This window comes from Marinithermofilum abyssi (assembly GCF_014641195.1).
Taxonomy (GTDB): Bacteria; Bacillota; Bacilli; order Thermoactinomycetales; family DSM-45169; genus Marinithermofilum; species Marinithermofilum abyssi.
Map to the genome: position 1 here is coordinate 47,755 of NZ_BMHQ01000008.1, position 26,205 is coordinate 73,959.

Genomic DNA, 26,205 nt, shown 5'->3' on the forward strand with positions numbered 1-26,205 from the left:
CCCTTGCGGCGTTCAACAAATCTTTACAAATGGACCGAAAAACAGAAGGAAATTTGACATATGATGTCGAATGGTAAGAGCCGAACACAGAAAAAACAGGCAGAGCCTGTTTAAAAAATGAAGAGGACGGGTATAAAAAGCACCGGTTTCCCAGTGCACCCGTCACGAAGTCAGCTCTCGTACTTCGAGGTACCGTTCCAGTTTCCTTTTCACCCGTTGCAAAGCATTATCGATGGATTTCACATGACGGTTGAGATCCACCGCAATCTCTTGATAGGAACGGCCATCCAAATACAGCATGAGGACCTGTCTTTCCAACTCGCTCAAAATTTGCGACATTTTATCTTCGATGTCGTCAAACTCCTCTTGGTTGATATACAGCTCCTCCGGATCCGATACACGTCCGCCGGTCAAGATGTCCATCAACGTCCGGTCGGAATCCTCGTCATAGATCGGCTTGTCCAAGGAAACATAGGAATTCAAGGGGATGTGCTTCTGTCGGGTGGCCGTTTTGATGGCCGTGATAATCTGCCGGGTGATGCACAACTCGGCAAATGCCTTGAAGGAAGCGAGCTTGTCCCCGCGGAAATCCCGGATCGCCTTATAAAGCCCAATCATCCCTTCTTGCACGATATCCTCGTGGTCGGCGCCAATGAGAAAGTAAGACCGCGCTTTCGCCCGCACGAAGTTTTTGTATTTGTTGATCAACTCTTCAAGGGCGGTGCTGTCGCCACTGCGCACTCGATCCACCAGCTCTTCGTCGGTCATCATCCTGTAGTCAGTCAAGTCAGTCACCATGCTCACTTGAAGATTGACGCTCACCTTCATCCCTCCGACCCATTAGCTGGAAAACCCAAGATAAATACATTATAGCCGAGTTGCAACAAAAACGTCAATTTTTCTCCTATTTTTTCCGTCTCCATTTTTCAAAAGTTTTTAGCACATCCTCTCCCAGCCCATGTCCCAAGGTATGCCGCTCTTGCCACTGTTCCTCTATTTTTTTTCGCACCCGGCCTTTCAGAGATTGCATCTCCTCCAAGAGTTCCCGGGCAGAAATCCGGTAGGCCCCCTGACCAAACACCATGCGCTGCTCCAAATAATCGGAAGTAGCCACGTAGATGCGGCGGGAAGGATGACGGAACTTTCGAACCAGCCGTTCGATCAACTGGTCGGCCGTTTCATGTTCCTTGGTAAAGTAAACCGTCACCCGCTGGTCTTTAAACCGGCTTTCCCCGCCGGGCGTTCGATGGGCATCGAAGACGAGGAACACCTTTCGGCCGGAAGCCGCCTGATATTCCGACAACATCGCGGTCAGCTGCAGCCGTGCATCCTCCAGCGGAAAAGAAGACCAACCGTTCTCAATAGCGCCTATCACGTTGTATCCGTCCACGATCAGCCACTCTTCCATGTCAGCCTCCGTCTACTCCTGCCGCTTTCGAAGCACTTCATACATCAAAAGGGCAGCGGCCACAGATGCATTGAGAGAAGAGACACGTCCTTTCATCGGCAGCTGAATCAACAGGTCACACTTCTCCTTCAACAGCCGGCTGATCCCTTTTCCCTCATTTCCAATAACGAGAGCGGTGGGAAGCGTGTAGTCAACCCGACTGTAACTTTGCGGTGCCTGGGCATCGCTGCCGATCAGCCACACCCCTTGTTCCTTCAATTCATCCGCCGTCCGATTCAAGTTGGTTACCCGGACCACCGGCACATGCTCGATCGCACCGGCGCTGGTTTTGGCCACGGTGCTCGTCAGACCTACCGCCCGCCGTTTGGGAATGATCACCCCATGTACTCCCGTCGCATCGGCCGTCCGCAGGATGGAACCCAAATTATGCGGATCCTCAATCCCGTCCAGCAGGAGGAAGAACGGTGATTCCCCGCGGAATTCGGCCCGTGCGAATATATCCTCCAGCCGGGCATAGTCAAAAGAAGCCACCTGGGCCATCACGCCTTGGTGGTTCCCTCCTTCGGCCAGCTGATCCAACCGGCGCCGGGGTACCTGGCTCACCGGTATTCCCCGCTCCTGGGCCAGACGCAGGATCTCTTTGATCCCCCCTTTTCCCTTGGCTGCGCCTTCCGCCACCAGCAGCTTGTCCGTACTGCGGCCCCTGGAGAGAGCTTCTTTTACCGAATGGCGCCCCATCACCCATTCATTATTCATCGCGCTTCCCTTCTTCCGTCGCTTCTATGATAGTCTCCATCATTTCTCTCAGCCTCGCCGACTGTCCGGTCAGGTACCAATACCCCACCAAGGCTTCCACCCCGGTGCTGTAGCGGTAATCGGTGGCTTTGGCATTGCGGGGGACGCTTTTGGACTTCGCATTGCGCCCCCGCTTTAAGATATCCAGCTCCTCTTCCGTGAGACAGGACTCCACCCGCCGAACCGCCTCCGCCTGGGCCCCGGCGGATACATACCGGACAGCGGTCTGTTGCAGCTCATGGGGTTTGTTTACCCCATCCGCCACCAAATAGTACCGGACATACAGCTCATAGACAGCATCTCCCACATAAGCCAACAGGAGAGGATTCAACTCCCGGGGGTGTTTGGGAAGTGGCTTGTCTGTCATCCCGACTTCCAACATGCCGCTCACTTCTTTCTCCACCGCGTTCCCTGGGGCGTATCTTCCAAAATGATCCCCATTTCCTGAAGCCGGTCGCGAATTTCGTCCGCCCGGGCAAAGTTCCGCTCCTTCCGCGCCTGGATCCGTTCTTCGATCAACGCCTCGATCTCGCTGTCCAGGATTTCTTCTGGTTCCAGCTCCATCAATCCCAAAATATCAGAACCGAATACCCGGAACCATTGCAGAATCCGTTCCAGCGATTGTTTGGATACCACATCCTTCGCCACCCAATCATTGGCGAATTTGACGCCGTCAAACAGGACGCTGATGGCATTGGCGGTATTGAAGTCGTCATCCATCGCTTCTTCAAAGGCTTGGGTCAATTCTTTCAACCGGGCTTCCACGGCCGAACTCGGCTCGCCATCCACCGCTGCTTCCATCCGATGGCGCAGGTTCGTGACAACCGTGTCAAACCGTTCCAATGCTCCTTCGAATTGCCGGATCGTATCATAACGAAAGGAAATCGGGTTGCGGTAGTGGGCCGACAGCAAAAAATAACGCAATGCCCGCGGTTCGTATTCTTCCCGCAGCTCTTTTACTCGGACGATATTGCCGAGGGATTTGGACATTTTTTCATTGCCCATATTGATGTAGCCGTTATGGAGCCAGTATTGGGCAAAGGTTTCCCCCGTCCAGCATTCGCTTTGCGCGATTTCGTTTTCATGGTGGGGGAAGCAGAGATCCATCCCGCCGGCGTGAATATCGATGCTGTCACCCAGGTATTTCCGTGCCATTGCAGAGCATTCGATGTGCCAGCCGGGCCGCCCTTTGCCCCAGGGACTGTCCCAACTGATCTCGCCGGGTTTGGCCGCCTTCCACAAGGCAAAGTCCAACGGATTCTCCTTTCGTTCGTTCACTTCGATCCGAGCCCCGGACTTCAATTCATCGATGGATTGATGGGACAGCTTTCCGTAATCTTCTTTGCTGAGGGAACGGAAATATACATCTCCGTTTATTTCATAAGCATGTCCTTTGTCGATCAGATTTTGGATCGCCTCGATCATCTCCGGGATGTGTTCGGTCGCCCGGGGATGTACGTCTGCCCGCTTAACTCCCAGCGCGTCCATATCTTCGAAATAAGCGGCGATATAGCGTTCCGCCAATTCCGGTACCGCAACCCCTTCCTCCTGCGCCGCTTTAATCAGCTTGTCATCGACATCGGTGAAGTTTTGTACGTAGGTCACTTCAAATCCTTTGTATTGCAAATAGCGCCGGACCACATCGAAAAAGACAAACACCCGGGCATTTCCGATATGGATGTAGTTGTAGACGGTCGGCCCGCATACATACATCTTCACCTTGTTATCTGTAAGCGGCCGAAGCTCTTCTCGAGTCCGGGTCAAGGTATTATACAGACGCGTAGTCATCCTTCTTTTTTCCTCCTCTAAGTTCTTCCAACTCGTGTCTCACCGAATCCAGCTCCTGTCGCAAACGGCTGATCTCCTCCTCCAGCGACTGACAAGTCTCTTCAAAGGGATCAGGCAATTTGTGGTGCTCCAAATCGCAATCCACCCGCACACCGTCCTGTACCACGACTCGGCCGGGTACGCCGACTACAGTGGAGTTTGCCGGCACCTCTTTCAAAACGACAGAGCCGGCGCCGATCTTTGCATTTTTGCCGATCCGCATGGAGCCGAGCACTTTGGCCCCCGACGCAATCAGGACACCTTCTTCCACCGTCGGGTGACGTTTGCCTTTCTCTTTCCCGGTTCCGCCCAAGGTAACCCCTTGGTAAATGGTCACCCGGTCTCCAATTTCACACGTTTCTCCGATGACGACACCCATCCCGTGATCGATGAAAACACCTTTGCCGATCTTAGCGCCCGGATGAATTTCAATCCCGGTAATAAAACGATTAAACTGAGATAAGACCCTTGCCACCAAAAACCAGTTGCGTTGATATAACCAGTGGGCGATTCGGTGCATCCAGATCGCATGCAAGCCCGAATAAGTAAGAACCACTTCAAAGGTACTCCGGGCCGCAGGATCCCGTTCAAATACCGCATCGATGTCTGCACGGAGGATTGCCCGCATTTGCTTCCAACGTTCCCGCACTCCCAATGTTCCAACCTCCCTTTCAAAATCATCCGTGCCAGCCTTTCTGTCGGATGCTCCACTCGTGACTCGATCGCCATAACGAACCCATTGATGACAAACTTGTAGGATCGCTTCGACTCTTTTGCCCGTTTCTCCCTTTCCTCCGACTTAGAAGCCTATACTGTCCACTCCAAAAGATTCAACGAGACGCGGCACAATGCGAAAGTGCACTCAAAAAGTACAAGCACCCGCAGGGCACACATCACGCCTGGGTCGCAAGCTCCCAGGTCGTGCTATGTGCCGCTTTTTTGTCTCGTCTCCTCTCTTGTCGCTGAGTTCGTCGTCAAAAGTCGCTGCTCGGTCAAAAAAGTTCTTCAGCCATTTCGAGAAACTTTGTCAGCAGCCTCCCTTATTCCTCTCACGCACTTGCCAGTTCGCGGAAAGGAGCTTAAGCACATAAACCATTCGGTCCGTCTAGTAAATGAGCTTCACACCTCATACCCATCCGTATAATAAAAACGCCTCTGCAGCTATACGCTGCAGAGACGGTAACTTCCGCGGTTCCACTCTGCTTGACCAGTCTGCTTCGGATGACCGATCCCCTTCTTCCCGTAACGGCGGGCACCGGCCCCGCCTACTATCCGCAAGGAGTTCGGCGGAGCAGCTCACAGGTGCATTCGGCGAGAGAGGAAACAGGGTGCTTGCAGCCGGTGGCACCCCTCTCTGAAGAATCCTTTCCCTCGCTTACTCTCCTGATCCACGCTTTATCAAACCCTATGCGATTTTAAATATATTGTACCACATTCGATTGAAAAAAACCGAAATCTCACCCCGAGATCACAGCATCCCGGTTGGTCAGGTAATGCTGCAGCCGGCTGATGACCGTATCCGCGCCCAACAACGAGATTGTTTCCCGCAGATCCGGGCCGTGGGTTTGGCCGGTGACGGCGGCGCGAACAGGCATAAAGAGCTGCTTTCCTTTGTACCCAGTCTCTTTTTGTACGTTTTTCAACAGGGTTTTGACGGTGTCGGGCTCCAGATCCTCCGCCTGCTCGATCTGGCTGATGAAAGCAGCCGCTACTTCCGGCACATGTTCCTGGGCCAGTACTTCCCGGGCCTCGTCGGAATAGTCTACCTCCGTACGGAAGAACATATCGGACAACTCCACGATCTGGGCCACATAGTCCAGTTGCTCTTGATACAATCCGACCAGGCGCGTGACCCATTCCCGCTTCTCATCCGTCAGCTCTTTCGGCACCCGCCCTGCCTTTTGCAAATGCGGCAGCGCCAAGGCGGTAATGCGCTCCAGGCTGGACTGCTTGATATAGTGGTTGTTCATCCATTTCAATTTCCCGGTGTCAAATACGGCCGGAGCTTTGGAGACGCGATTCAGGGAGAAGAGATCCACCAGCTCTTCTTTGGAGAAAATCTCTTCTTCCGCTTTGTCCCCCTCCGGCGCCCATCCGAGTAAGGCCAAAAAGTTAACGATCGCTTCGGGGAGATATCCCAGCTCTTTGTATTGGTCGATAAACTGAATCACGGATTCATCCCGTTTACTCATCTTTTTCCCGTCGGGATTCAGAATGAGGGAAGCATGAGCAAATACGGGCGCTTCAAATCCCAGCGCTTCATAGATCAAGACCTGACGCGGCGTATTGGACAAATGCTCCTCCCCCCGCACCACGTGGGTGATTTCCATCAGAGCATCGTCTACCACCACAGCAAAGTTATAGGTGGGGCGGCCATCCGGACGGGCGACGATGAAATCGCCAATGCCGTCAGATTCAAACCGCACTTCTCCACGCACCTCATCCTGAATTACGATGGTACGCCCTTGGGGCACGCGGAAACGGATAGAGGGCTTGCGGCCTTCCGCTTCCCGCTCAGCACGCTGTTCCGGAGTCAGGTTGCGGCAACGGCCCACGTATTTCGGTGCAACACCTTCAGCGAGTTGTTTTTCCCGGTCTCGCTCCAGTTCCTCCTGCGTGCAATAGCAGGGATACGCATGGCCGGATTTCAGTAGCTTCTCCAGGTATTCCCGGTAAATATCCGTCCGTTCCATGGAACGGTACGGGGCGTGCGGGCCTCCCTTTTCCATGCCCTCATCCCAATCGATTCCGAGCCATTTAAGGCCGTCCATCTGTTTTTCCGCAGCTTGTTCTACATTCCGTTCCACATCCGTATCTTCGATCCGGACGATAAAAGAACCTCCATTTTTGCGGGCCCACAGATAACTGAAAAGCGCCGTCCGGGCTCCCCCGATATGCAGATGACCTGTAGGGCTGGGAGCATATCGTGTACGTACTTCTGCCATGGTCCATCCTCACCTCGTTGATTCGATCCAGTTCAGGAAAGGCTCTATCCCTCTTGACGCGCTCTCTTCAACTTGCTTGGTACACCGATGGATCCTCGCGGCGCCTTTTTCTTTCGTTTTCGACGGAAAACGGATGCACCGCATCATTTGAAAAAAATGGATTTTTATCACCAAATGCGCATCTTGGCCAAAGAGCTTCCCACTACCCATGTTCGCTGATACAATCTTGCACCTTATGAAGTTTCTTTCACCAGCAGCACCACCGCCATGGCGGCGATCCCTTCTTCCCGGCCCGTAAATCCAAGCTTTTCCGTCGTAGTAGCTTTGATATTGATATCGGATAATTCCCCTTGCAACAGCTCCGCCACCCGCTCCCGCATCTGCGGAATGTAAGGAGCCATCTTCGGCTTTTGGGCGATAATGGTGGCGTCCACATTGCCGAGGCGATAGCCGGCTGCATTTACCATCTCCCACACCTGCTTCAACAATTCCGCGCTGTCTGCATCTTTATAACTCGGATCCGTATCCGGAAAATGTGTTCCGATGTCTCCTTTACCCACTGCACCCAACACCGCATCCGTGATTGCATGGAGAAGCACATCGGCATCCGAATGCCCCACCAGTCCTACAGGATGGGGTATTTCTACGCCGCCCACGATGAGGGGACGGCCGATGGCAAACTGATGTACGTCAAAGCCTTGTCCAATTTTAAACATCCTGGGTCCCTCGCATCTTCCAAATTGCTTCTGCTACAATCCGATCATCCGGAGTGGTCAGTTTGATATTGGTATAATCCCCTTCTACCACCCGGACATCGATACCCATCTCTTCCACCAGCATCGCATCGTCGGTGGCGAACAATCCGGCTGCCTGTCCGCGTTCATGCGCTTCCAACAGAAGCTCTCTGCGAAAAGCCTGGGGTGTTTGCACCGCCCACAACCGACTGCGATCCGGGGTTCCTTCCACCACGCCGGCGTTCGAAACCTCTTTGACCGTATCCTTGAGCGGTACGGCCAAAACGGCAGCGCCATGCATTTTCACAGCATCGAGAAGTGCGTTGATCCGATCATGGGTCACAAAGGGGCGCACAGCATCATGCACCAGCACCCACTCGCTACGCGATTCCTTCAGCGCTCGGTAGACGCTGTGCTGCCGCTCTGCGCCTCCTGTCACCAGCCGGATCCCTTTCTCTGCTAAGCCGGAAGCGTCCAGCAACTGCACCGTCTGTTCCCAATCATCCTGACTGACAGCCACTACAATCTCATCCACTGCAGGATGCGTCACAAACACCTGTAGTGTACGGATAAGGATCGGCTCTCCCGCCAAGTGAAGAAACTGTTTGCTCTGACCCGCCCCCATCCGCTTCCCTTTCCCTGCGGCAGGAATAATTACGCCCACGCTCACCTGTTCAAAGTCTCCTTTCAACACACAGCATCGCCCGGCGACGGTCATTCCTTCGCCCGGGCGATGCGGATCAGCGCATATCCGGTTAAAGCGCGCGTTCCAGCAATTTGGGTTTGGCGAAAATCATTCTCCCTGCTGATGTTTGTAACACACTGGTGACAAGAACGTCAATCCGCTCTCCAATGTATTCTCGGCCGCCTTCGATGACGATCATCGTTCCATCGTCCAAATAAGCGACTCCTTGGCCATGTTCTTTCCCATCCTTAATCACTTGGACGTTGATCTCTTCACCAGGCAAGACCACCGGCTTCACCGCATTGGCCAAATCGTTGATGTTGAGCACTTTGACTCCTTGCAGCTCGCACACCTTGTTCAGGTTGAAATCGTTGGTCACCACTTTGCCGGAAAGCACCTTGGCAAGCTTGACCAGTTTGCTGTCCACTTCGGAAACTTCTTCAAAGTCCCCCTCGTAGATCAGGACGCGCATGTTGAGTTCTTTTTGAATCTTGTTTAGAATATCAAGCCCTCGACGGCCGCGATTCCGCTTCAGCACATCGGAAGAATCAGCGATATGCTGCAATTCTTCCAGTACAAAACTAGGAATCACCAGTGTCCCTTCAAGGAACCCGGTACGGCAAATATCTGCGATCCGCCCGTCAATAATCACGCTGGTATCGAGGATCTTGTGCTCCACATCGTCTTTTTTTCCTTTGTCTTTGGACGGGCGTCCCATAGTAAAGAGGGAAATCAGTTCGTCACGCTTTTTGTATCCAACCCGGAAACCGAGATAACCCAATAAGGCACTGACGAACAACGGTAGTACTGCTGCAACGCCAGGCAGAGGCAGTTTGGAGATCGGCGGTTCGATCAAAAAAGCTACGATAAGACCAAAGATCAAACCAAGGGCTCCAAACAATGTATCCGCCGCGGGTATGCGGGTCAAGCGGTCTTCACTCCACCGAATCCACTGAACCACATTTCCTGAGAACCACATGGTGGCAATATACAGGAGGATTGCCCCCAATACAGCTCCGATGTAACGGGGGGCAGGCACATCACCGAAATTCAGCGGGGATTGGCGAAGCATCTCGAACAGAGTAGGGCCCAAATAGTATCCCAACGTTGCTCCGATCACTGCGAAAGCAAGTTGTACAAATCGTTTCAGCACGGGGCTTCACCTCCTTATTCACCATTATAGACAAACCCTACCCAGGAAAAACCTGCGAATGGGATTTTATGTGAATCCGTTTATGCTTTTGCGGAGGATGTGACTGTCTCATCCAATAAGTCCAGCGCCTGCCCTTCATCCATGTTTTTGGCTAAAGCCAGTTCACTGACCAGAATCTGGCGGGCGTTGTCCAACATCTTGCGTTCCCCGGTGGAAAGTCCCTTTTCTTTTTCTCGGATCATCAGAGTACGGACGACATCAGCCATATCATATATGTTCCCGCTTTTCATTTTATCCAAATTGGCGCGGTAACGGCGGTTCCAGTTACTTGAAACATCCGACTCGGGCACCCCCAGCCTTTGGATCACTTCTGCGATCGTCTGTTCGTCCACCACCTCGCGCAATCCGATATTGTCCACCTTGGCCATCGGAATCATCACTTTCATGTCGCCGATGGGCATCCGCATGACATAATATTTCTGTGACTCCCCGAGGATCTCCTTTTCCTCTATGGATTCGATGATTCCTGCACCGTGCATGGGATAGACCACCTTGTCGCCGACGTTGAACAAATAACCCACCTCCAAGGGCAATATCTTTTTCCAAGATATCACATCCTTGGGTAAAAGTCAATAATTTTAAAACAAATATATTAGCACAGGGAAAACAGGTACGTCAATATGTATTTCCCAAAAAAATAAGGTGATGCTTTTCGCTAAAAATTGACACCTCTCCTTGGCCGCCGATATAATAAAGCTTAGATTGAATCTTCTGTCGTTTCCGGCATTCTTCACCAAATCCGCCGGCAACCAGGCCACTGAAGGAAGAGGTGAAACCCCATGAAAGATAACGGATTAAAAGAGTTTCAACTTCAGGTATCTGATTTGCTGCTCCGTCACCGTAGTTTGTTGGATGTTTCCTCCAAATTCCAAGAATCCAACGCCCGTGTCAACCGTGCACTGATGAAGGCGGTTACCGAATGCGGATGTATCCAAGTGAAAGCCCGACGGCAACCCTTCAAAAAAGGAACCGCTTTGTCCGCCATGAAAAGGGAGCTGGAAACCCACGTTACCGGCAACTTGTGCGACCATTGTTCCGATGTCATTCAATCGGAAATGGGGAAAAATTTATTTTATTTAACGGCATTGTGCAATACACTGGGCCTGGAATTGGAACATGTGGTAAACAACGAGGCCAAAAAACTATCCACCCTTGGTGTATTCAATTTGCGGTAAACGAGCGGGGCATAAAGTCCTATCCTCATGTTCGCCGATCATCGACTATCCCCTTCCTTTCTTTTTTTAAAAATGTAAAAACCTTGTTGTATCTTTCATAACGATTTTCGTCATCAAAAAGTTGCGGAAAGTCGCACATGTTCAATTTCCGTTCACGAAAAAACACCTCCCGCAACGGGAGGTGTTTTAAGGCTTCAGTTCTTCGATGGGTTCTTCCCCGTTTTCTCTTCGCCGGCGAGCCACTGACCGCTTCACTCCATAAAAAGCATAGAGGGCCAATGGAATAAAGACGATCTTCGGAAACTCCTCCGGAAAGCGCGCGGCCATCCATCCCAACAAGATAATTAGCAAGGGAGCAACCCAATAGGCACTCCGGGGGATTCCCATCTTTTTGAAGTTGGGATACTTGATTTGGCTCACCATCAAGAAGGAGAGAAACAACATGCCCAAGACCATAAACACCGGGCTGGCCACCAGATCACTGTATAACGCCATGGTAGCCAATACTCCGCCCGCCGCGGTAATGGGCAAACCGATAAAATATCCCGGGATTCCCGGATGAACGTTGAAACGGGCCAAACGAAGTGCACCGCAAATCGGGAAAATAGCGGTAATAATCCATCCTGTCGGACCGATCTCGTGAAGAAGAGAAGTATACATAATAAGTGCAGGTGCAACACCAAATGAGATCACATCCGACAGCGAGTCCAACTCTTTTCCGAATTCGCTCTGCGTGTTCAGCAACCGGGCAACACGACCGTCGAGACCATCGAGAAACATACCGATGATCACCATGATCGCCCCATATTTCCATTCGCCCTGAACCGCGAGAATCATGGCTACTATGCCTAAAAACAAGTTCCCAACGGTTAAAATGCTGGGCAATGCTCTTGCAAACATGTCAGGGACCTCCTAAATGTTCGATAGATATTCGCCAGGGGCTGGGCGAAGACCCCCTCCTTCCAATGCACACGGCACGGTGTTACCATTCTAGGGAATTTAGATATGTCTGTCAATAAAGACTTGTTCCTGAATTCGCTTTAACCCTTCTTTGATGGCCCTTGCCCGAACATCCCCGATACCTTCCACATCGTCCAATTCCTCGATGGTAGCCATCATGATACGGGGAAGTGTCTCAAACTTATCGATCAGCTTTTGGATAATGGGTGCCGGCAGCCGGGGAATTTTGTTCAATATACGGTATCCCCGTGGAGCCACTGCTTCTTCTTGGATATTTGACACACCGCTGTAGCCAAGGATACGCACGATATTGGCATGTTCCAAAAGCTCATCCGCAGACAGCTCCTTCAAGGCGCTGAGAACAGCGGAAGGAGACTGGCACTTGGGTTCCTTGCAGTAATCCTTGATCAGAAGGTACGCTTCTTCTTCCACATTTACCACCAGTTCTTCCAACTGCATGCTGATCAGGCGGCCTTCGGTACCCAGTTCATGAATGTAGCGCTGGATCTCACTCTTGATCCGTAACACCATTTCAATCCGTTGAATCACCATCGCCACTTCACTTAATGTAACCAGTTCCTCAAATTCCAAGGCACTCAGGTTCGTAGTCGACTGATCCAATACGGATTTATATTTTTCCAGGGTTTGAATCGCCTGGTTGGCTTTGGTCAGAATCACCCCGATATCTTTCAGGGCATAGCGGTAGTTCCCTTGATACAAGGTAATGACGTTGCGCCGCTGGGAAATGGAGATGACCAGCTTGCCGGTCTGGCGAGCTGTACGTTGTGCAGTGCGGTGACGAATCCCCGTCTCTGTGGAGGGGATGGAAGAACTGGGTACCAGCTGGGCATTGGCGTACAAGATGCGCCGTCCATCATTGCTCAAAATAATGGCGCCGTCCATCTTGGCCAACTCGTACAAATATGCCGGAGAGAAGGGACAGTCGATGTGAAAACCGCCGTCCACCAATTCCCGGACGCTGTCGTCATAGCCTACTACAATCAATGCACCCGTCTTGGCTCCGAGAACATTGTCCAATCCTTCCCGAAACACGGTTCCCGGTGCTACCAGACGCAGTATCTGACTTTCAAACACGCTGTTTTTGCTTTCTTCTTTCACCGGTTTACCCTCCCAGCGCCACTTCCAACGCTTCTTCCACTGTATGAACCCATACCAGATCGATCCCCTTAGGAGGTGTCCACCCCCGCCGGTTTTTCGCGGGAACGAATGCACGTTCAAAGCCCATATTGTGAACTTCCGCCACACGCTGTTCCAATCGGGTGACTCCGCGAACTTCTCCGGTCAGGCCCACTTCTCCGATAAAAACATCCTTGGGACGGGTTGCCCGATCCCGGAAGCTGGAAGCGATGCTGACCGCTACAGCTAGATCGACAGCCGGTTCATCCAACCGGACTCCGCCTACCACATTGACATAAGCATCTTGGTTTTGCAAGAACATACCCAAACGCTTCTCCAAGACAGCCATGATCATCGTTACCCGATGATGATCCAAGCCGGAGGCCATCCGTTTGGGAGTGGCAAAACTGGTGGGTGCCACCAAGGCCTGCATCTCAATCAGAACCGGCCGGGTCCCTTCGATGCTGGCGGCAACTGCGGAACCCGCAACTCCGGAAGGTCGCTCCGACAAAAACATTTCCGAAGGGTTGGCCACTTCCGCCAATCCGGCATGGCGCATCTCAAACAGGCCGATTTCGTTGGTTGAGCCGAAGCGGTTTTTGACTGCCCGCAACACACGGTATGTATGATGCCGTTCGCCTTCGAAATATAATACGCAGTCGACCATATGCTCCAACATGCGCGGACCCGCAATGGCTCCTTCTTTGGTCACATGACCCACGATGATCACGGCCACCCCGCGCCCTTTGGCCAATCTCATCAACCGACCGGTACACTCCCGCACCTGCGCCACACTGCCGGGAGCCGATGTCACCTCCGGGTGATAGACGGTCTGGATGGAGTCGATCACCACTAGTCTGGGATTCACCTCGTCCACCAAACTTTCCACCGCGTCCAGGTCCGTTTCCGCCGCTACAAACAACCGGGCGTCCAACGCATCCAACCGGTCGGCCCGAAGCCGCGTCTGTTCCGCCGACTCTTCGCCCGACACGTACAAAATGGGCATATCCCGCTGTGCCAACCGGTGGGAAGCTTGCAACAACAGCGTAGACTTGCCGATTCCGGGATCCCCGCCAACTAAAATGAGGGAACCCGGAACCAACCCCCCGCCCAGCACCCGATTCAGTTCACGAATCCCGGTATCCGCCCGGGGCTGATCCAGTTGTTCCACCCGCGTGATGGGAGTGGCAGACTGCCGGGTCCGGCCCGGACTGCTGAGGCCCCAGCCCTTTGCCTTTCCGGCGCTGCCCGTGAATGTCCGCTCTTCCACCATTGTGTTCCATTGACCGCACCCCGGACAACGTCCCATCCATTTGGGTGATTCATACCCGCATTCTTGACATGCGAATTTGGATTTATTTTTAGCCACCTGAGCGACCCCTATTCGTTCGGTTGGTTTCCTCCCCATTATATCAAATCCTTCACAAAACAGAAGTCCCGGGCTTTCATCCAGGTCATGGACAACCGATATCATTTTCTACACCGATGTCACGTAACCTCAACAACAAGCAAAAACCCCCTCCAAAATGGAGCGGGTTTGCTTTTCTTATTTGGACTCAGCCGCTGCTTTTTCCGCTTTTTCTACGGTCAGCTCCCCGTCTTTCACATCGATGGTGAGGGTGTCCCCGTGTTTGATGTTGCCTTTCAGCAATTCCTCAGAGAGGCGGTCTTCGATGTGTTTTTGAATCGCGCGACGAAGCGGACGAGCCCCGTAAGCGAGGTCAAATCCTTCTTTCGCCAGTTTCTTTTTGGCGGCTTCCGTCAGGATAAAGTCGATGTCCTGTTCTTTCAGGCGTTTGCGGAGTTGTTCCGCCATCAAGGAGACGATTTCCTTAAGGTGCTCCTCTTTCAGGGAGTGGAAAACGATCACATCGTCAATCCGGTTAAGAAATTCCGGACGGAAGCTCCGTTTCAGCTCCTGCATCACGTTTTCCTTCATATTTTCGTACTGGTCTTTATCCTGATCACCCACAGCGAAGCCCAGCTTGGTGTTTTTGCGGATCAAATCGGCCCCGACGTTGGAGGTCATGATCAACACTGTGTTGCGGAAGTCGACAGTCCGCCCCTTACCGTCGGTCAACCGGCCGTCTTCCAACACCTGAAGCAGGATGTTGAATATTTCCGGATGCGCTTTTTCCACCTCGTCAAAGAGAACGACGGAATAAGGCTTGCGACGGACTTTCTCCGTCAGCTGGCCGCCTTCCTCATACCCCACGTATCCCGGCGGAGAACCGACAAGGCGGGAGGTGGTGTGCTTCTCCATGTATTCGGACATATCAATCCGGATCATGGCATCTTCATCCCCGAACATGGCCTCCGCCAAAGCACGCGCCAGTTCGGTTTTCCCGACACCGGTGGGTCCGAGGAAAATAAAGGAGCCGATCGGGCGCTTGGGGTCTTTCAGACCGGCACGGGCCCGGCGGATCGCCCGGGAGATGGATTTGACGGCTTCCTCCTGGCCGATCACCCGTTTGTGCAAGATCTCCTCCATGTTGAGAAGGCGTTCCGACTCTTCCTCCGCCAACTTTCTCACCGGAATGCCGGTCCAGCTAGCTACCACTTCGGCGATATCTTCGCTGTTCACTTCGGAATCCGTGCGGCCCTGATCTTCTTTCCACCGATTGCGGGTGTTTTCCAGCTCCTCACGAAGCTTCTGTTCCTTATCCCGCAGGGAAGCCGCTTTTTCAAACTCCTGGCTTTGCACAGCGGCGTCCTTTTCTTTGCGCACTTCCTCCAACTTTTGCTCCATTTCCTTCAATTCCGGAGGAACGGTGAAGGATTTGAGACGCACTTTGGAAGCTGCTTCGTCGATCAAGTCGATCGCTTTGTCCGGCAGGTAACGATCCGTGATATACCGGTCGGACAATTTCACCGCCTGTTCAATCGCTTCATCGGTGATTTTTACCCGGTGATGGGCTTCATAGCGATCCCGCAGCCCTTGCAGAATCAACACCGCTTCTTCCGGTGTCGGCTCATCCACAATAATCGGTTGAAAACGGCGTTCTAAAGCCGCATCTTTCTCGATATATTTCCTGTATTCATCCAAAGTGGTGGCACCGATGCACTGCAGATCTCCCCGAGCCAGCGCCGGTTTGAGAATATTGGAAGCATCGATGGCTCCTTCCGCCCCGCCAGCACCGATCAGAGTGTGCAGCTCGTCGATGAAAAGGATGATATTGCCGGCTTGCCGGATCTCATCCATAATTTTTTTCAACCGGTCTTCAAATTCACCCCGATATTTGGTTCCGGCTACGACCGTTCCCATGTCCAGGGTCATCACCCGTTTGCCCCGTAAGGTTTCCGGGGTTTCCCCGTCCACGATCTTCTGGGCCAAACCTTCAGCCACCGCTGTTTTTCCAACACCGGGCTCCCCGATCAGCACGGGGTTGTTTTTGGTGCGCCGGGACAAGACCTGAATCACCCGTTCAATCTCTTTGCTCCGCCCGATCACCGGATCCAGATTCTCTTCCCGGGCCGCCTGCGTCAAATCCCGGGCCAGACTGTCCAGAGTCGGCGTATTCGCGTTGTTGGCGCCGCCGCCTTGATGCGAAGATACCGCCTCGGAACTGCCGAGCAGCTGCAGCACTTGTTGGCGGGCTTTGTTCAAGCTGACGCCCAGGTTGTTGAGCACCCGCGCAGCCACGCCTTCCCCTTCCCGGATCAGGCCGAGCAGGATGTGTTCCGTGCCCACATAGGTGTGACCAAGCTTCCGGGCTTCGTCCATAGATAGCTCGATCACTTTCTTGGCACGAGGCGTATAGGCGATATTGGCGGGCTGTCCTTGCCCCCGGCCGATGAGGGATTCCACTTCTTTTTGGATTTTTTCCAAGCCCAGCCCCAATCCTAGCAGCGCTTTGGCGGCAATTCCTTCTCCTTCCCGAATCAAGCCGAGCAGAATATGTTCCGTACCGATATTGCTGTGTCCCAGGCGGACAGCCTCTTCCTGGGCCAAAGCCAGCACCTTTTGCGCACGTTCTGTGAAACGTCCAAACATCATGAGCTTAGCACCTCACTCGGGATAGTTATCGTCTCAGCTTCAAGCTTTTTCGAGCTCTTCTGCTTTGCAAACCGGAGATCCTTACCTAGTCTTCCCCGACTCTTCCGGATTCCCCTCGGTGGACAACCGCTCCCGGATCAACACAGCTCGGCGAATATCCCGTTCTTCGGGATCCAGGCGCTGTCCTGCAAATTGTTGCAAAAAGCCTGGCTGGGTCATCACCATCAGCTCGTTCATCACCGATGCGGAAACATTGTTGAGCAGTCCCATGTCCACCCCCAGTCGGACATCGGACAGCCGTTCCATTGCCTCTTTCGTACTGATGAAGCGGGCATGGGACAAGATGCCATAGGATCGGTGAATACGGTCTTCCAACTGAATCGGGGAAGTCTCCCGCAATCGGCGCCGCGCATTCTGTTCGTGCTCAATCATTTGCATGACGACGCCTTGCAGCTTGTCAATGATTTCATCTTCCCTCTGTCCCAAGGTGACTTGATTGGACACCTGATACAAATTGCCTAAAGCTTCGCTGCCTTCACCGTAAATTCCTCTCACAGCCAACCCTACCTGAGTAATGGCCGGAAACAGACGATTCAACTGTTGCGTCATCGCCAACGCCGGTAAATGAACCATCACCGACGCCCGAATCCCGGTCCCTACATTGGTGGGGCAGCTGGTGAGAAAACCGCATTCTTCGTTAAAGGCATAGGATAAATGCTCCTCAAACCAATCATCCAACTGGTCAGCCAACCGCCAGGCATCATCCGGCTGAAATCCGGGAAACAAACACTGGATCCGCAGATGATCCTCTTCATTGATCATGATACTGACCGCTTCATTTTTGCTGAGGATTACCGCCCCATGACGGGACTCTTCCGCCAATTGGGGGCTGATGAGATGTTTTTCCACCAACACCCGCTTTTGCAGTTCGTTAAGATCATCCATGCGAATCAGTTCGGCATCCCCCAACACCGGGTGCTTCTTGGCCTGGTGAAGGGCTTTCTCCACCCGACGCACCACTTCGGCAGACTGAGAGGAAGTGGCCAACATCGGAAAGGGCAACCCTGACAGGTTTCGGGCGATTCGTACCCGGCTGCTGATCACGATGTCGGATTGGGGACCTTTCCCCTTCATCCACTCACTCAACGCATGCTGGATAAACCGTTGCAGTGACATGCGGCTCCCCCCTAACTTTCCAATTTCTCCCGAAGGGCCCGGATGCGATCGCGCAGGCGGGCCGCTTCCTCAAACTCTTCGTTGGCCACCCGTTGATTCAATTCGCTTTTGAGACGCTCAATCTCCCGCTGGATCTTCAACTGCCCTCCGGTTCGCTGCGGCACCTTTCCGCGGTGTGCCGTATGACCGTGCACCCGGCGAAAGAGCGGACCCAAGCGCTCGCGAAATGCTTGATAACAGTCGCTGCAACCGAATCGTCCGATCTTGCTGAACTGACTGTAAGTCAAGCCACAAGTGGGACAGCGCAGAGTCTCTTGTTTTACTCCGGTTTGCTCTTGGCCGCCCGCTTGGGGATGACTGTCAAAGTTCAGCAACCCGGAGAGCAAATGATGGATGGAAAAGCCGCCTTCGGCTCCCGGCATTTGTTCTCCCTTCTCTTGTGCACACACTTCACACAGGTGAAACTCCGTCTTTTCTCCATTGATGATTTTGGTGTAATGAAGTGTGGCCGGTCGTTTGCCGCACTCTTGACAGAGCATCGACTCACTCTCCTTTGCTCGCAAATAGGGTCGTTACCAGCGCACGCATGATCCGTGCCCGCACCTGGTCCCGCATACGGACCGGCAGCTGCAGGACATCCCGGGAGATCACCTTCTTCGCCATCCTGGCTTCCCGATCCGACATCACTTTTTCTTCCTGCAGCCGATCAATCACATCCTCCGCCGTCGATTGGGTAATGGCATCTCCGATCTGCCGCATCAAGACGTCAAAGTAGGCTTTGGGAGAAGCAAACCGGACCTTTCGGATGCGAATGTAGCCGCCGCCTCCCCGTTTGCTTTCGACTATATATCCTTTTTCCACTGTAAAACGCGTACTAATCACATAGTTGATCTGGGAGGGGACGCACTGAAACCGGTCGGCCAGTTCGTTCCGTTTGACTTGAATGGCTCCAGAAGGAGCTTCCTTCAATGCTTTGACCAAATATCGTTCGATAATGTCCGAAATACTGGGCATCGGACTACCCTCCACTGACTTTGACTAACTTTGACTTTCTGACTTTATTATAGCGGAAGGGAAGGGCCTTGCCAAGAGGGGCGCTTCTATAACATTTTTTCCGGAACCCTTTCGGTTTCATACAGGATTTTTCGGATTTCTCTAATCCGTCTTCACTTCCTTGACACCAGAGATCTCTCTGGCCGCTTCTACGAGTTTAACCACAGAGATCCCTTCTGGCAGGCGTACCGTAAACGTAATCTCAATGGTTTCTTCCGAGGGATCTCCTTCATCGATCCGCACTTTGCGTACACTGCCTCCCACTTCACCGATGCTGGTAGCCAGCTCGCCCAGTTTTCCCGGCTCATCCGCCACCAAAATACGAATCAGCTTCAGGCGTTTGCGGGTAAATATAAACCGTTCCAGCCTGTTCAACACCTCTAAACTGACCAACGCCAACACCGTGGTCACCACCGCCGGAAACACAAACCCGGCCCCTGTTGCCAAGCCGATCCCGGCTACGACCCACAGAGAAGCGGCGGTCGTCAAACCGCTGACGGTAAGCCCCTGGCGTAGAATCGTACCGGCCCCTAAAAAGCCGATGCCGCTCACCACTTGGGCTGCCAGCCGCGCTGGATCCATCCGCACATTTTCTTCATCCACAAAATCTGAAAATCCATAGATGGACAATAACATGATTAAAGCCGATCCCACGGAAACCAGGATATGAGTCCGGAGTCCGGCAGGATGATTGTTATGCTCCCGTTCCCAGCCGATCAACCCGCCGAGCAGGGTAGCCACCAACAATCGAACCGTAGCTTCGCTGTGAGAAATTACCCATACGCTGTCACTGTCCATGTTCGCCGCCCTCCTTTTAAGTTTCATACCCGTATCTACCATATTATGTTTGGGATCGGGGAGGATAAACCATGAATTTTAGCGGCTGGATGACTGCTTTACCTTCCACCAGCCACCCCCCAAGAATGGATACCCACCCCTGATTGTTTGAAATCTCACAAACTAGCTGGAGGCAAGATATGTGTCAAAAAGAAAGCCGAAAAATCGTTTCCGTCAAAGGACACCGTCCCAAAAAAGGCCGATCCTGGAATTAAAGTGCCAGTGGTACTAGGTGAGCAGATCCATCGAATCTCCATGATGAAACGATCCGCTATGGAAATCCAAGTCATAAAAACCTGTGTGAAGCTCACCCAATACCGTCTGCTCCTGCCTCACTACCCAGCTGTTTCTTCGGGGATTTATCCGTAAGGCTCCCTACGGTTTCAACCACGGCTGAAAAAGAATCCGCTACGACATCCGCCTCTGCCAACTCCGTCTCGGCACTAAATTGCGGATAACCGGCATAGCGACAGCCGATAACCGTAAGCCCGTTGGCTTTACCCGCCCGAACATCCGAACTGCGATCGCCGACCATATATCCCTGCTGCACACCATGGGATTCAATCAGGCGCTGCACCAGATCTTCCTTCCGGGCCGTGTGATAATCCCCGGCAGTGTACACACCTGTGAAAAACTCACTCAGCCCGTAAAAGTCCAAGATCCCTCGCACATATGGACCCAAACCGTTGCTGGCAACAAAAAGCGCCCAGCCCCGTGCTTTCAACCTGTGAATACCTTCCGTCACACCGGGATAAAGTTCGCCCATGCCTTCGCTGATACACTCCAGTTCATGTTCCAACCACCACCGATCCGCTTGTTCCCGTACCTGTTCCTCCGCATCCGGCAACAAACGCTCCCAAATCTCTTCCTGAACCATGCCGAAAGTAGCCGTTACCTGCTCATCCGTCGGTGTCGGACCTGTATACAAGCCCGTTCTCTTCAGCCGTTGAACCGTGCGATGAAACGCCGGTACCGCCACTTTTTCCGTCTGAAACAATGTCCCATCCATATCAAAAATCACTGCATAGGGTTGAACTTGTTTATTCATTTGGCCCTCTCCTCTCACCTGACGTAACAATTGGGTGAATCATACAATGAGTCGCTCCGGCGGACAAGCCTGTTTTAATTTTTTCACTATTGACAATAGATCTAAAAGCGAATTACAATAAGTTCATCGTTTGAATGGTTTCCATTTTTTTCGAGAGGAGGTCGTCATTATGATCAAGCACGGATCGATTACAGCCACCAACGGGATTCGTCTGTCTGTTGCAGGTCGTACAGCCGTTCGTCCTGTTCGTAAAGTCATTGCAACCGTCACGGGGGCAGTCGTCCCTGTTGCTGTGCCCGCTGCCGGTCTCACCCAAGGCACCCGTATGTTCACAAGCATATATCACTATCGACGACCTCTGCGAAGGGTGAATCCCACTCCTTAATTACCATCCATCAAGGGTAAACCGCCGCAGGTCGTCCAGACTGCGGCTTTTTGCATCCAGTATTCGTTCCTCACCGCAGTCCGATCACGGTCTGCGGCGTTTTTTATTTCTACAGGAGGGATGAGATCATGTTTTTGGATCATTACAGTGTGGATCACTATGTCCAACAAAAACAAAGGGAAGTGGAGCAGTACCGCCAGATGCCCAGGGATCTCTTGCCCGCGCTTTTTGACCGAATATCCAAACGGAAGCGCCGAGGCTTTAGAATCACGATCCGAATCACCATCGAACGGGAAATAAAAGAGCAAAAGCCGATCGCTTAGTGGAAAAAGCATCTGTAGCTCAAGAACATCCGCCGTTATAAAGTACGGTGGCAGGCAGTGGGTTTGTCTCTGCTGCCTGCTCTTGCCACCGAAAGGAGCTGGATCATGCCGAAGATGTTGGAAAAACACGCGGAAAAAGCCGCCGAGACTACAGTTTGTCCATCGTCTCCACTTGATCTCCCACAGGTTTCGGATACCGATATCGCGATTTGTTGTGAAGCGGTTTGCAAAAGTTTTTTTGAGCCGGTAGAAGGCAGCCGCAGTTGGCGCAACGGTTTTCTAGGCGAAAAAAAGCGCGTACAGGCAGTGGACCATGTATCCTTGGAAGTACGACGGGGAGAGATCTTTGGTGTGCTGGGTCCCAACGGTTCCGGCAAATCGACACTGATCCGCCTGATGTCCACCCTGCTCTTACCGGACAGCGGCACCATCCAGGTGTTTGGAAAGGATGTCGTGCAGCATCATTACGAAATCCGCCATTGGATCAACCGGGTTTCAGTGGAAGCCTCTTTTTTCAAGAAACTGTCTGCGGTGGAAAACCTCCGCTATGCGGCACGGATTTACGGGTTACCCGTGAAGCAGGGGGAGGAAAAAGCACTCCACATCCTGAAGCGTTTAGGCATCTCCAAAAGCAAGGCCTACTCTCCTCTGGAGACCCACTCCCGGGGGATGCAGCAAAAAGTAGCCATCGCCCGTGCATTGATGACAACGCCCGTCTTGATCCTGTTGGATGAACCCACCACCGGGCTGGATCCCAAATCCAAGCGGGATGTCCAGCAGTATGTGGCAGAGGTAAAAGCCACCCATGATGCCACTATGATTTTAACCACCCATGACATGGATGAAGCGGAAAAGCTGTGCGACCGGGTCGCCATCATCGACCGGGGAAAAATCATCGCTCTGGACACGCCGCAAGGGTTGAAAGAGCAAGCGGGAACCGACTCCTTGGAAGAGGTGTTCTTCCGCTTCACCGGTGTAGATTGGGAGGAGGTCTTGGCAGATGAAAGCCGTTAGCCAAATAAACGCCATGTACGCCTTTGTGGAACGCAGCTTCCGGTTGATCCGCCGCTATTTGGCGTGGGAAGCGGTCTTCCTGTTTTACAACATTATCAACGCCCTCACGATCGGCCTCATCGGGATGACCAATCCCATCGCTCCCGAAAAACAGGGCGAGGTCGTGTTGTACTTGGTGGTGGGTGCCTTATTTTGGGGCTTTATGTCGGTGTTGTTTGAAGAGGTCTCCAACTCGATCACCTGGGAGCGGTGGGAGGGTACGATCGAGTATACTTTTATGGCGCCGATCCGTCGCATCACTCACCTCGCGGGGATGTGTCTGTTCGCCATCCTGTATGGAATGTGCCGGACGACGATCGTACTGCTGGCGGTGGTGTTCTTTTTTGATCTGTCGATCGATCCGGGGCGGATCCTGACAGCCTTGGTCGTCTTGTTCACCGGGAGTCCGGCCTTTATGGGGCTGGGTCTGATCGCAGCCATTCTCCCGCTATTGTCTCCGGAACGGGGTGCCCAGGCTACCCACATCATTCAGGGATTGATCCTGCTGGTTTCCGGTGTCTACTACAGCGTGTCGGTGCTTCCCGGTTGGTTACAACCACTGTCGATGATTTCTCCAGGAACCTACGCCCTGGAAGCGGCGCGTGCCGCCTTGCTAAAGGGAGCCGGTATCCCCGAGCTGCTGCCCCAATTGCTTATTTTACTTTTGACCGGCTTGGTCCTGATTCCCCTGGGACTGTGGATATTCTCGCTGGCGGAACAATATGCGATGCGTACGGGGAAACTGAAACGAAACGGGTAATGAACCAAAAGATGAAGAACGAGCAGGTAAATCAAGACAGACGGTCGGATACTGGAAAGAACTCGAGGGGCTCCGAGACAGCTGACGAACCCATCGTGAGATGTCGGAACGGTCTTCCGTCTCTGCTCCAATACATTCACACAGCACATTGTTTGTTATTTAGTATCCCTTAATAGAGTTCGGGCACCCGGCTGGAGAAAACGGGGACGTCTTTGCGGATTTTTGAAACGAGATCCAAGGAGAGCTCCGCCCGGAGGGTTTCTTCCCGGTCTTCACTGCCCGTTGCAACCACTTCTCCCCACGGGTCGACGATCATTGAAGTCCCGGCGAAATCCACCCCGTCATGGGAACCGACGCGATTGCAAGAGACGACGAACATCTGGTTTTCGATCGCCCGGGCCAGCTGGAGCGCTTTCCAATGATCTTTCCGTGCGCTCGGCCACTCGGCGACGATATGTAGAACCTGGACGCCCTCCAACGCCAATTTCCGCGCCAACTCCGGAAAACGCAGGTCATAACAGATAATCAGCCCCATTTTGACGCCATCTAGCTCGAATCCCTCGGCTTTGTTCTTTCCGCCCGCCAGGTACTTGGGCTCGTCCAGCATCGGGACGAGGTGGATTTTGTCGTATTGATGGACGATGTTTCCTTGTCGATCCACTACCAAGGCGGTGTTGTAAAACCGTTCTTCTTTCCGGTTGGCTACCGAGCCACCGATGATGTGGACGTCGTATTTGTTTGCTAATTCCTGTAAAAAGGATGTGCTCGGCTCGCTATCGCGGTCGGCCACTTCATCTAGCCGCGATAATGTGTAGGCGGTGGTCCACATCTCCGGCAGTACGACGATGTCCGGCTTGTTGGTTTTAACCGTTTCATCTAACCAAGCTCTCACTTTGCGGCGGTTTTGTTCCGGATCCCCTGCGACGACATCCATCTGATACACCGCATACTTCATATTGACTTCCTCCTGTCTTCAGGTTGCTCGTGCATCCATCGGTAGGCGTACGAGAGATGTTCAGGGCATCTGCGAACTCATTCTCCGTATAGTACACACCCGTTGAAAGCTTGTCCGATAGAATCGCCGTCTTCAACCGCTTGTAGGCGGCCTCATGCATAGTCTCCCTCTTGATCGCCGACCCGATATCAATTTCCACACCTTTTTTTAATGTTTTATGTATACATAATACACGATATATAAAACAGAAGCGAATTAATAGTCGGACTTTTTTATTAGTCATCTCCTCCTTTTGTCGAGTGTACACGTTTCCTCCATCTTTATTATTCCTTTGGTTTTTCCTATGATATTAGACGTGTAGTTTGGCTCTCCATTCTTTATTCGCAAAACAACGAACAGCCGGTTCCTGAACCATCAACGCGTCAATCGTGTTGGGAGATATGATCTCCTTTTTTCTATTCCTTTTGGTCCCCTAATCGAAGACAACCTAACATCACATGACAAAGCGCCGTCCAAGCAGACGGCGCCTTTTCCCATGCGGTTTTCCTTTACATTCAACTGACCACCATCGGACCTCTGGGAATCGTTTGTTCCAACATGGCGACCATATACACCAAAAAGACAGCCAGGCCCAAGCGAACTCGTGCGGGAACACGGTAATATTCCCGGTCCCGTCGCAGGACGGTCTCACTTTCACCCGGCAAGTAATCCGCTGTCATATGCATACGCACTTTCCGTTCTCCCCGGGGAGTGGTTCCCTGTTCCGTTTTCAACAGGCGCACCCGCCGAAAGCCCCCGGTAAAACCGTTAAAACGATGAATGACGCCGACGCCGGGATAGTACACATCACACCAATGCTGCTGGTTCTCCACTTCACAGTATTGGTGGAAGGGCAAATCCCGCTGATGTTCTTCCGAGGGAATCCACATACCCGACTGTTCAAAAAGAGCCGTATCCACGTCGGCTGCAAATTTTATCGAGCGAGCGCCGGCCCGTTTTCGGGAAATAAAGGACTCCCACAACTGCCAAGCAAAGAGAAGCCAAATGAGAATCAGCAGCCAACTCATCGTATATACGATCAACACCAGACCGCCAATCAAACCCAGTACCCAGAACCACCGGGAGATAGCGGTTACGATCCGTCCCCCGTCGAGGGGATGAATCGGCAGCAAGTTAAACAGATTCAGCATAAACCCAATCAGGGCGATGGCGTACAGGACCTCCACTCCCGTCCAGCGAGCGAGCAAGAAAGCCAGTACGGCTCCCACGGTTCCCAGAAGAGGTCCGCCCAGCGCGATATAAGCTTCCGTCCTGGCGTCCTGAGGCTGTTTCTTCATTAGGATCAAGGCGCCTAAAAAGGGAATAAACACCGGAGCGGTCACTTTCAGCCCCTTTTGCTTGGCTGCCAGCACGTGGCCCATCTCATGAATAAAGATCATGATAACCAGACCGATGGAGAAGGTCCAAGGAAAGATCAAGGCATAAGTCCCCACCATCAGCAACATGCTCCACAGCGAACCGCCCACTTTTCCCAATTTGAGCAGCCCCGGCAGGTACTTCAATCCGCCCAGAATCAGGGCGCCGATACCTCCGAGTCGCCCCCAAAAGCCTCCCCGTTTTCTTTCTCCCCTATGCTTCAAACCCATGGGAGCCCCCCCTTTCGTCAACAAGATTCGACCGCAGTTTATCATATATTTATTTCCCCGCCTATCCCCTTCTACTCTTTTGTCGGGAATCTT

27 protein-coding genes and 1 other annotated feature are annotated in these 26,205 nt (G+C 52.7%); of the genes, 5 read left to right on the plus strand and 22 right to left on the minus strand.

The window, feature by feature from the left end; all coding sequences use genetic code 11:
• Window positions 1-162 precede the first annotated feature (162 nt).
• From sigH to IEW70_RS11835, 11 genes are all read right to left on the minus strand, one after another.
• Entirely contained in the window at window positions 163-798 is a 636-nt protein-coding gene (gene sigH / locus IEW70_RS11785; RefSeq protein WP_373285964.1) for an RNA polymerase sporulation sigma factor SigH, read from the minus strand.
• A gap of 106 nt (window positions 799-904) precedes the next feature.
• Window positions 905-1,408, minus strand: coding sequence for an NYN domain-containing protein (locus tag IEW70_RS11790; protein ID WP_188648128.1), 504 nt, complete (start codon window positions 1,406-1,408; stop codon window positions 905-907).
• Between the two features lie 12 nt (window positions 1,409-1,420).
• Entirely contained in the window at window positions 1,421-2,164 is a 744-nt protein-coding gene (gene rlmB, locus IEW70_RS11795) for a 23S rRNA (guanosine(2251)-2'-O)-methyltransferase RlmB (RefSeq protein WP_188648129.1), read from the minus strand.
• On the minus strand, window positions 2,157-2,585 hold the full coding sequence (locus IEW70_RS11800) for a Mini-ribonuclease 3 (protein ID WP_229751965.1): 429 nt from the start codon (window positions 2,583-2,585) through the stop codon (window positions 2,157-2,159). The genes rlmB and IEW70_RS11800 overlap by 8 nt, the downstream gene beginning before the upstream one ends.
• Window positions 2,586-2,590: 5 nt before the next feature.
• Entirely contained in the window at window positions 2,591-3,991 is a 1,401-nt protein-coding gene (gene cysS, locus IEW70_RS11805) for a cysteine--tRNA ligase (RefSeq protein WP_188648130.1), read from the minus strand.
• Complete coding sequence (cysE, locus tag IEW70_RS11810) at window positions 3,972-4,658, minus strand: serine O-acetyltransferase (protein WP_188648242.1); 687 nt, start codon at window positions 4,656-4,658, stop codon at window positions 3,972-3,974. The genes cysS and cysE overlap by 20 nt, the downstream gene beginning before the upstream one ends.
• Before the next feature lie 541 nt (window positions 4,659-5,199).
• Window positions 5,200-5,430 (minus strand) — a binding site (T-box leader).
• Window positions 5,431-5,487: 57 nt separating this feature from the next.
• Window positions 5,488-6,975, minus strand: a complete 1,488-nt coding sequence (gene gltX / locus IEW70_RS11815) for a glutamate--tRNA ligase (RefSeq protein WP_188648131.1) — start codon at window positions 6,973-6,975, stop codon at window positions 5,488-5,490.
• Between the two features lie 233 nt (window positions 6,976-7,208).
• Window positions 7,209-7,691 (minus strand): 2-C-methyl-D-erythritol 2,4-cyclodiphosphate synthase, encoded by a 483-nt coding sequence (gene ispF, locus IEW70_RS11820; RefSeq protein WP_188648132.1) that lies wholly within the window; start codon window positions 7,689-7,691, stop codon window positions 7,209-7,211.
• Window positions 7,684-8,379 (minus strand): 2-C-methyl-D-erythritol 4-phosphate cytidylyltransferase, encoded by a 696-nt coding sequence (gene ispD, locus IEW70_RS11825; protein WP_229751957.1) that lies wholly within the window; start codon window positions 8,377-8,379, stop codon window positions 7,684-7,686. Before ispD ends, ispF begins: the two co-directional genes overlap by 8 nt.
• Window positions 8,380-8,464: 85 nt before the next feature.
• Window positions 8,465-9,547, minus strand: a complete 1,083-nt coding sequence (locus tag IEW70_RS11830; protein ID WP_188648134.1) for a PIN/TRAM domain-containing protein — start codon at window positions 9,545-9,547, stop codon at window positions 8,465-8,467.
• An 80-nt stretch (window positions 9,548-9,627) separates the two neighbouring features.
• A complete protein-coding gene (locus IEW70_RS11835) occupies window positions 9,628-10,119 on the minus strand; it encodes a CarD family transcriptional regulator (RefSeq protein ID WP_188648135.1) in 492 nt (163 codons plus the stop codon).
• 267 nt (window positions 10,120-10,386) lie between these two features.
• Between IEW70_RS11835 and IEW70_RS11840 the strand changes: the two genes are divergently transcribed.
• A complete protein-coding gene (locus tag IEW70_RS11840; RefSeq protein ID WP_188648136.1) occupies window positions 10,387-10,782 on the plus strand; it encodes a DUF1573 domain-containing protein in 396 nt (131 codons plus the stop codon).
• A gap of 186 nt (window positions 10,783-10,968) precedes the next feature.
• Here IEW70_RS11840 and pssA read toward each other — a convergent pair whose 3' ends face one another.
• From pssA to IEW70_RS11885, 9 genes are all read right to left on the minus strand, one after another.
• Window positions 10,969-11,682: a CDP-diacylglycerol--serine O-phosphatidyltransferase gene (gene pssA / locus IEW70_RS11845; RefSeq protein ID WP_188648137.1), complete on the minus strand. Its 714-nt coding sequence runs from the start codon at window positions 11,680-11,682 to the stop codon at window positions 10,969-10,971.
• 99 nt (window positions 11,683-11,781) lie between these two features.
• A complete protein-coding gene (gene disA / locus IEW70_RS11850) occupies window positions 11,782-12,861 on the minus strand; it encodes a DNA integrity scanning diadenylate cyclase DisA (RefSeq protein WP_188648138.1) in 1,080 nt (359 codons plus the stop codon).
• A gap of 4 nt (window positions 12,862-12,865) precedes the next feature.
• On the minus strand, window positions 12,866-14,248 hold the full coding sequence (radA, locus tag IEW70_RS11855; protein ID WP_188648139.1) for a DNA repair protein RadA: 1,383 nt from the start codon (window positions 14,246-14,248) through the stop codon (window positions 12,866-12,868).
• Window positions 14,249-14,425: 177 nt separating this feature from the next.
• Entirely contained in the window at window positions 14,426-16,876 is a 2,451-nt protein-coding gene (locus tag IEW70_RS11860; RefSeq protein ID WP_229751958.1) for an ATP-dependent Clp protease ATP-binding subunit, read from the minus strand.
• An 81-nt stretch (window positions 16,877-16,957) separates the two neighbouring features.
• Window positions 16,958-18,052, minus strand: a complete 1,095-nt coding sequence (gene mcsB, locus IEW70_RS11865; protein WP_188648140.1) for a protein-arginine kinase McsB — start codon at window positions 18,050-18,052, stop codon at window positions 16,958-16,960.
• An 11-nt stretch (window positions 18,053-18,063) separates the two neighbouring features.
• Window positions 18,064-18,591, minus strand: a complete 528-nt coding sequence (mcsA, locus tag IEW70_RS11870) for a protein-arginine kinase activator protein McsA (RefSeq protein ID WP_188648141.1) — start codon at window positions 18,589-18,591, stop codon at window positions 18,064-18,066.
• A gap of 4 nt (window positions 18,592-18,595) precedes the next feature.
• Window positions 18,596-19,066, minus strand: coding sequence for a CtsR family transcriptional regulator (locus tag IEW70_RS11875; RefSeq protein WP_188648142.1), 471 nt, complete (start codon window positions 19,064-19,066; stop codon window positions 18,596-18,598).
• Between the two features lie 141 nt (window positions 19,067-19,207).
• The gene (locus tag IEW70_RS11880) at window positions 19,208-19,903 is read right to left on the minus strand and encodes an MgtC/SapB family protein (RefSeq protein WP_188648143.1); all 696 of its coding nucleotides are present in this window, start codon (window positions 19,901-19,903) and stop codon (window positions 19,208-19,210) included.
• A gap of 346 nt (window positions 19,904-20,249) precedes the next feature.
• Entirely contained in the window at window positions 20,250-20,990 is a 741-nt protein-coding gene (locus IEW70_RS11885) for an HAD family hydrolase (protein ID WP_188648144.1), read from the minus strand.
• Window positions 20,991-21,159: 169 nt separating this feature from the next.
• On the opposite strand from IEW70_RS11885, the gene IEW70_RS11890 reads away from it, so the two are divergent.
• The 4 genes from IEW70_RS11890 to IEW70_RS11905 all read left to right on the plus strand — a co-directional run bounded on the left by IEW70_RS11890 (window position 21,160) and on the right by IEW70_RS11905 (window position 23,511).
• Window positions 21,160-21,375, plus strand: a complete 216-nt coding sequence (locus IEW70_RS11890) for a hypothetical protein (protein ID WP_188648145.1) — start codon at window positions 21,160-21,162, stop codon at window positions 21,373-21,375.
• A gap of 128 nt (window positions 21,376-21,503) precedes the next feature.
• The gene (locus tag IEW70_RS11895; protein WP_188648146.1) at window positions 21,504-21,698 is read left to right on the plus strand and encodes a hypothetical protein; all 195 of its coding nucleotides are present in this window, start codon (window positions 21,504-21,506) and stop codon (window positions 21,696-21,698) included.
• Window positions 21,699-21,803: 105 nt separating this feature from the next.
• On the plus strand, window positions 21,804-22,712 hold the full coding sequence (locus IEW70_RS11900) for an ABC transporter ATP-binding protein (RefSeq protein WP_229751959.1): 909 nt from the start codon (window positions 21,804-21,806) through the stop codon (window positions 22,710-22,712).
• Window positions 22,699-23,511, plus strand: a complete 813-nt coding sequence (locus IEW70_RS11905; RefSeq protein ID WP_229751960.1) for an ABC transporter permease — start codon at window positions 22,699-22,701, stop codon at window positions 23,509-23,511. Before IEW70_RS11900 ends, IEW70_RS11905 begins: the two co-directional genes overlap by 14 nt.
• Window positions 23,512-23,680: 169 nt before the next feature.
• Here the strand turns inward: IEW70_RS11905 and IEW70_RS11910 are convergent, their stop codons facing one another.
• Both IEW70_RS11910 and IEW70_RS11915 read right to left on the minus strand, forming a co-directional pair.
• Entirely contained in the window at window positions 23,681-24,466 is a 786-nt protein-coding gene (locus tag IEW70_RS11910) for a carbon-nitrogen family hydrolase (RefSeq protein ID WP_188648147.1), read from the minus strand.
• A gap of 554 nt (window positions 24,467-25,020) precedes the next feature.
• Entirely contained in the window at window positions 25,021-26,112 is a 1,092-nt protein-coding gene (locus IEW70_RS11915) for a site-2 protease family protein (RefSeq protein ID WP_188648148.1), read from the minus strand.
• Window positions 26,113-26,205: the final 93 nt, after the last annotated feature.

Excerpts from the sequence above, each read along its gene's own strand:
- IEW70_RS11895 (WP_188648146.1), top strand. The coding sequence starts at position 21,504 with ATGTTTTTGGATCATTACAGTGTGGATCACTATGTCCAACAAAAACAA.
- IEW70_RS11800 (WP_229751965.1), bottom strand. The coding sequence starts at position 2,585 with ATGTTGGAAGTCGGGATGACAGACAAGCCACTTCCCAAACACCCCCGG.
- IEW70_RS11890 (WP_188648145.1), top strand. The coding sequence starts at position 21,160 with ATGATCAAGCACGGATCGATTACAGCCACCAACGGGATTCGTCTGTCT.
- IEW70_RS11885 (WP_188648144.1), bottom strand. The coding sequence starts at position 20,990 with ATGAATAAACAAGTTCAACCCTATGCAGTGATTTTTGATATGGATGGG.
- gltX (WP_188648131.1), bottom strand. The coding sequence starts at position 6,975 with ATGGCAGAAGTACGTACACGATATGCTCCCAGCCCTACAGGTCATCTG.
- IEW70_RS11790 (WP_188648128.1), bottom strand. The coding sequence starts at position 1,408 with ATGGAAGAGTGGCTGATCGTGGACGGATACAACGTGATAGGCGCTATT.
- cysS (WP_188648130.1), bottom strand. The coding sequence starts at position 3,991 with ATGACTACGCGTCTGTATAATACCTTGACCCGGACTCGAGAAGAGCTT.
- sigH (WP_373285964.1), bottom strand. The coding sequence starts at position 798 with ATGGTGACTGACTTGACTGACTACAGGATGATGACCGACGAAGAGCTG.
- IEW70_RS11875 (WP_188648142.1), bottom strand. The coding sequence starts at position 19,066 with ATGCCCAGTATTTCGGACATTATCGAACGATATTTGGTCAAAGCATTG.
- IEW70_RS11905 (WP_229751960.1), top strand. The coding sequence starts at position 22,699 with ATGAAAGCCGTTAGCCAAATAAACGCCATGTACGCCTTTGTGGAACGC.
- IEW70_RS11910 (WP_188648147.1), bottom strand. The coding sequence starts at position 24,466 with ATGAAGTATGCGGTGTATCAGATGGATGTCGTCGCAGGGGATCCGGAA.
- IEW70_RS11915 (WP_188648148.1), bottom strand. The coding sequence starts at position 26,112 with ATGGGTTTGAAGCATAGGGGAGAAAGAAAACGGGGAGGCTTTTGGGGG.
- IEW70_RS11880 (WP_188648143.1), bottom strand. The coding sequence starts at position 19,903 with ATGGACAGTGACAGCGTATGGGTAATTTCTCACAGCGAAGCTACGGTT.
- rlmB (WP_188648129.1), bottom strand. The coding sequence starts at position 2,164 with ATGAATAATGAATGGGTGATGGGGCGCCATTCGGTAAAAGAAGCTCTC.
- IEW70_RS11840 (WP_188648136.1), top strand. The coding sequence starts at position 10,387 with ATGAAAGATAACGGATTAAAAGAGTTTCAACTTCAGGTATCTGATTTG.
- IEW70_RS11900 (WP_229751959.1), top strand. The coding sequence starts at position 21,804 with ATGCCGAAGATGTTGGAAAAACACGCGGAAAAAGCCGCCGAGACTACA.
- IEW70_RS11860 (WP_229751958.1), bottom strand. The coding sequence starts at position 16,876 with ATGATGTTTGGACGTTTCACAGAACGTGCGCAAAAGGTGCTGGCTTTG.
- ispF (WP_188648132.1), bottom strand. The coding sequence starts at position 7,691 with ATGTTTAAAATTGGACAAGGCTTTGACGTACATCAGTTTGCCATCGGC.
- mcsB (WP_188648140.1), bottom strand. The coding sequence starts at position 18,052 with ATGTCACTGCAACGGTTTATCCAGCATGCGTTGAGTGAGTGGATGAAG.
- mcsA (WP_188648141.1), bottom strand. The coding sequence starts at position 18,591 with ATGCTCTGTCAAGAGTGCGGCAAACGACCGGCCACACTTCATTACACC.
- pssA (WP_188648137.1), bottom strand. The coding sequence starts at position 11,682 with ATGTTTGCAAGAGCATTGCCCAGCATTTTAACCGTTGGGAACTTGTTT.
- cysE (WP_188648242.1), bottom strand. The coding sequence starts at position 4,658 with ATGCGGGCAATCCTCCGTGCAGACATCGATGCGGTATTTGAACGGGAT.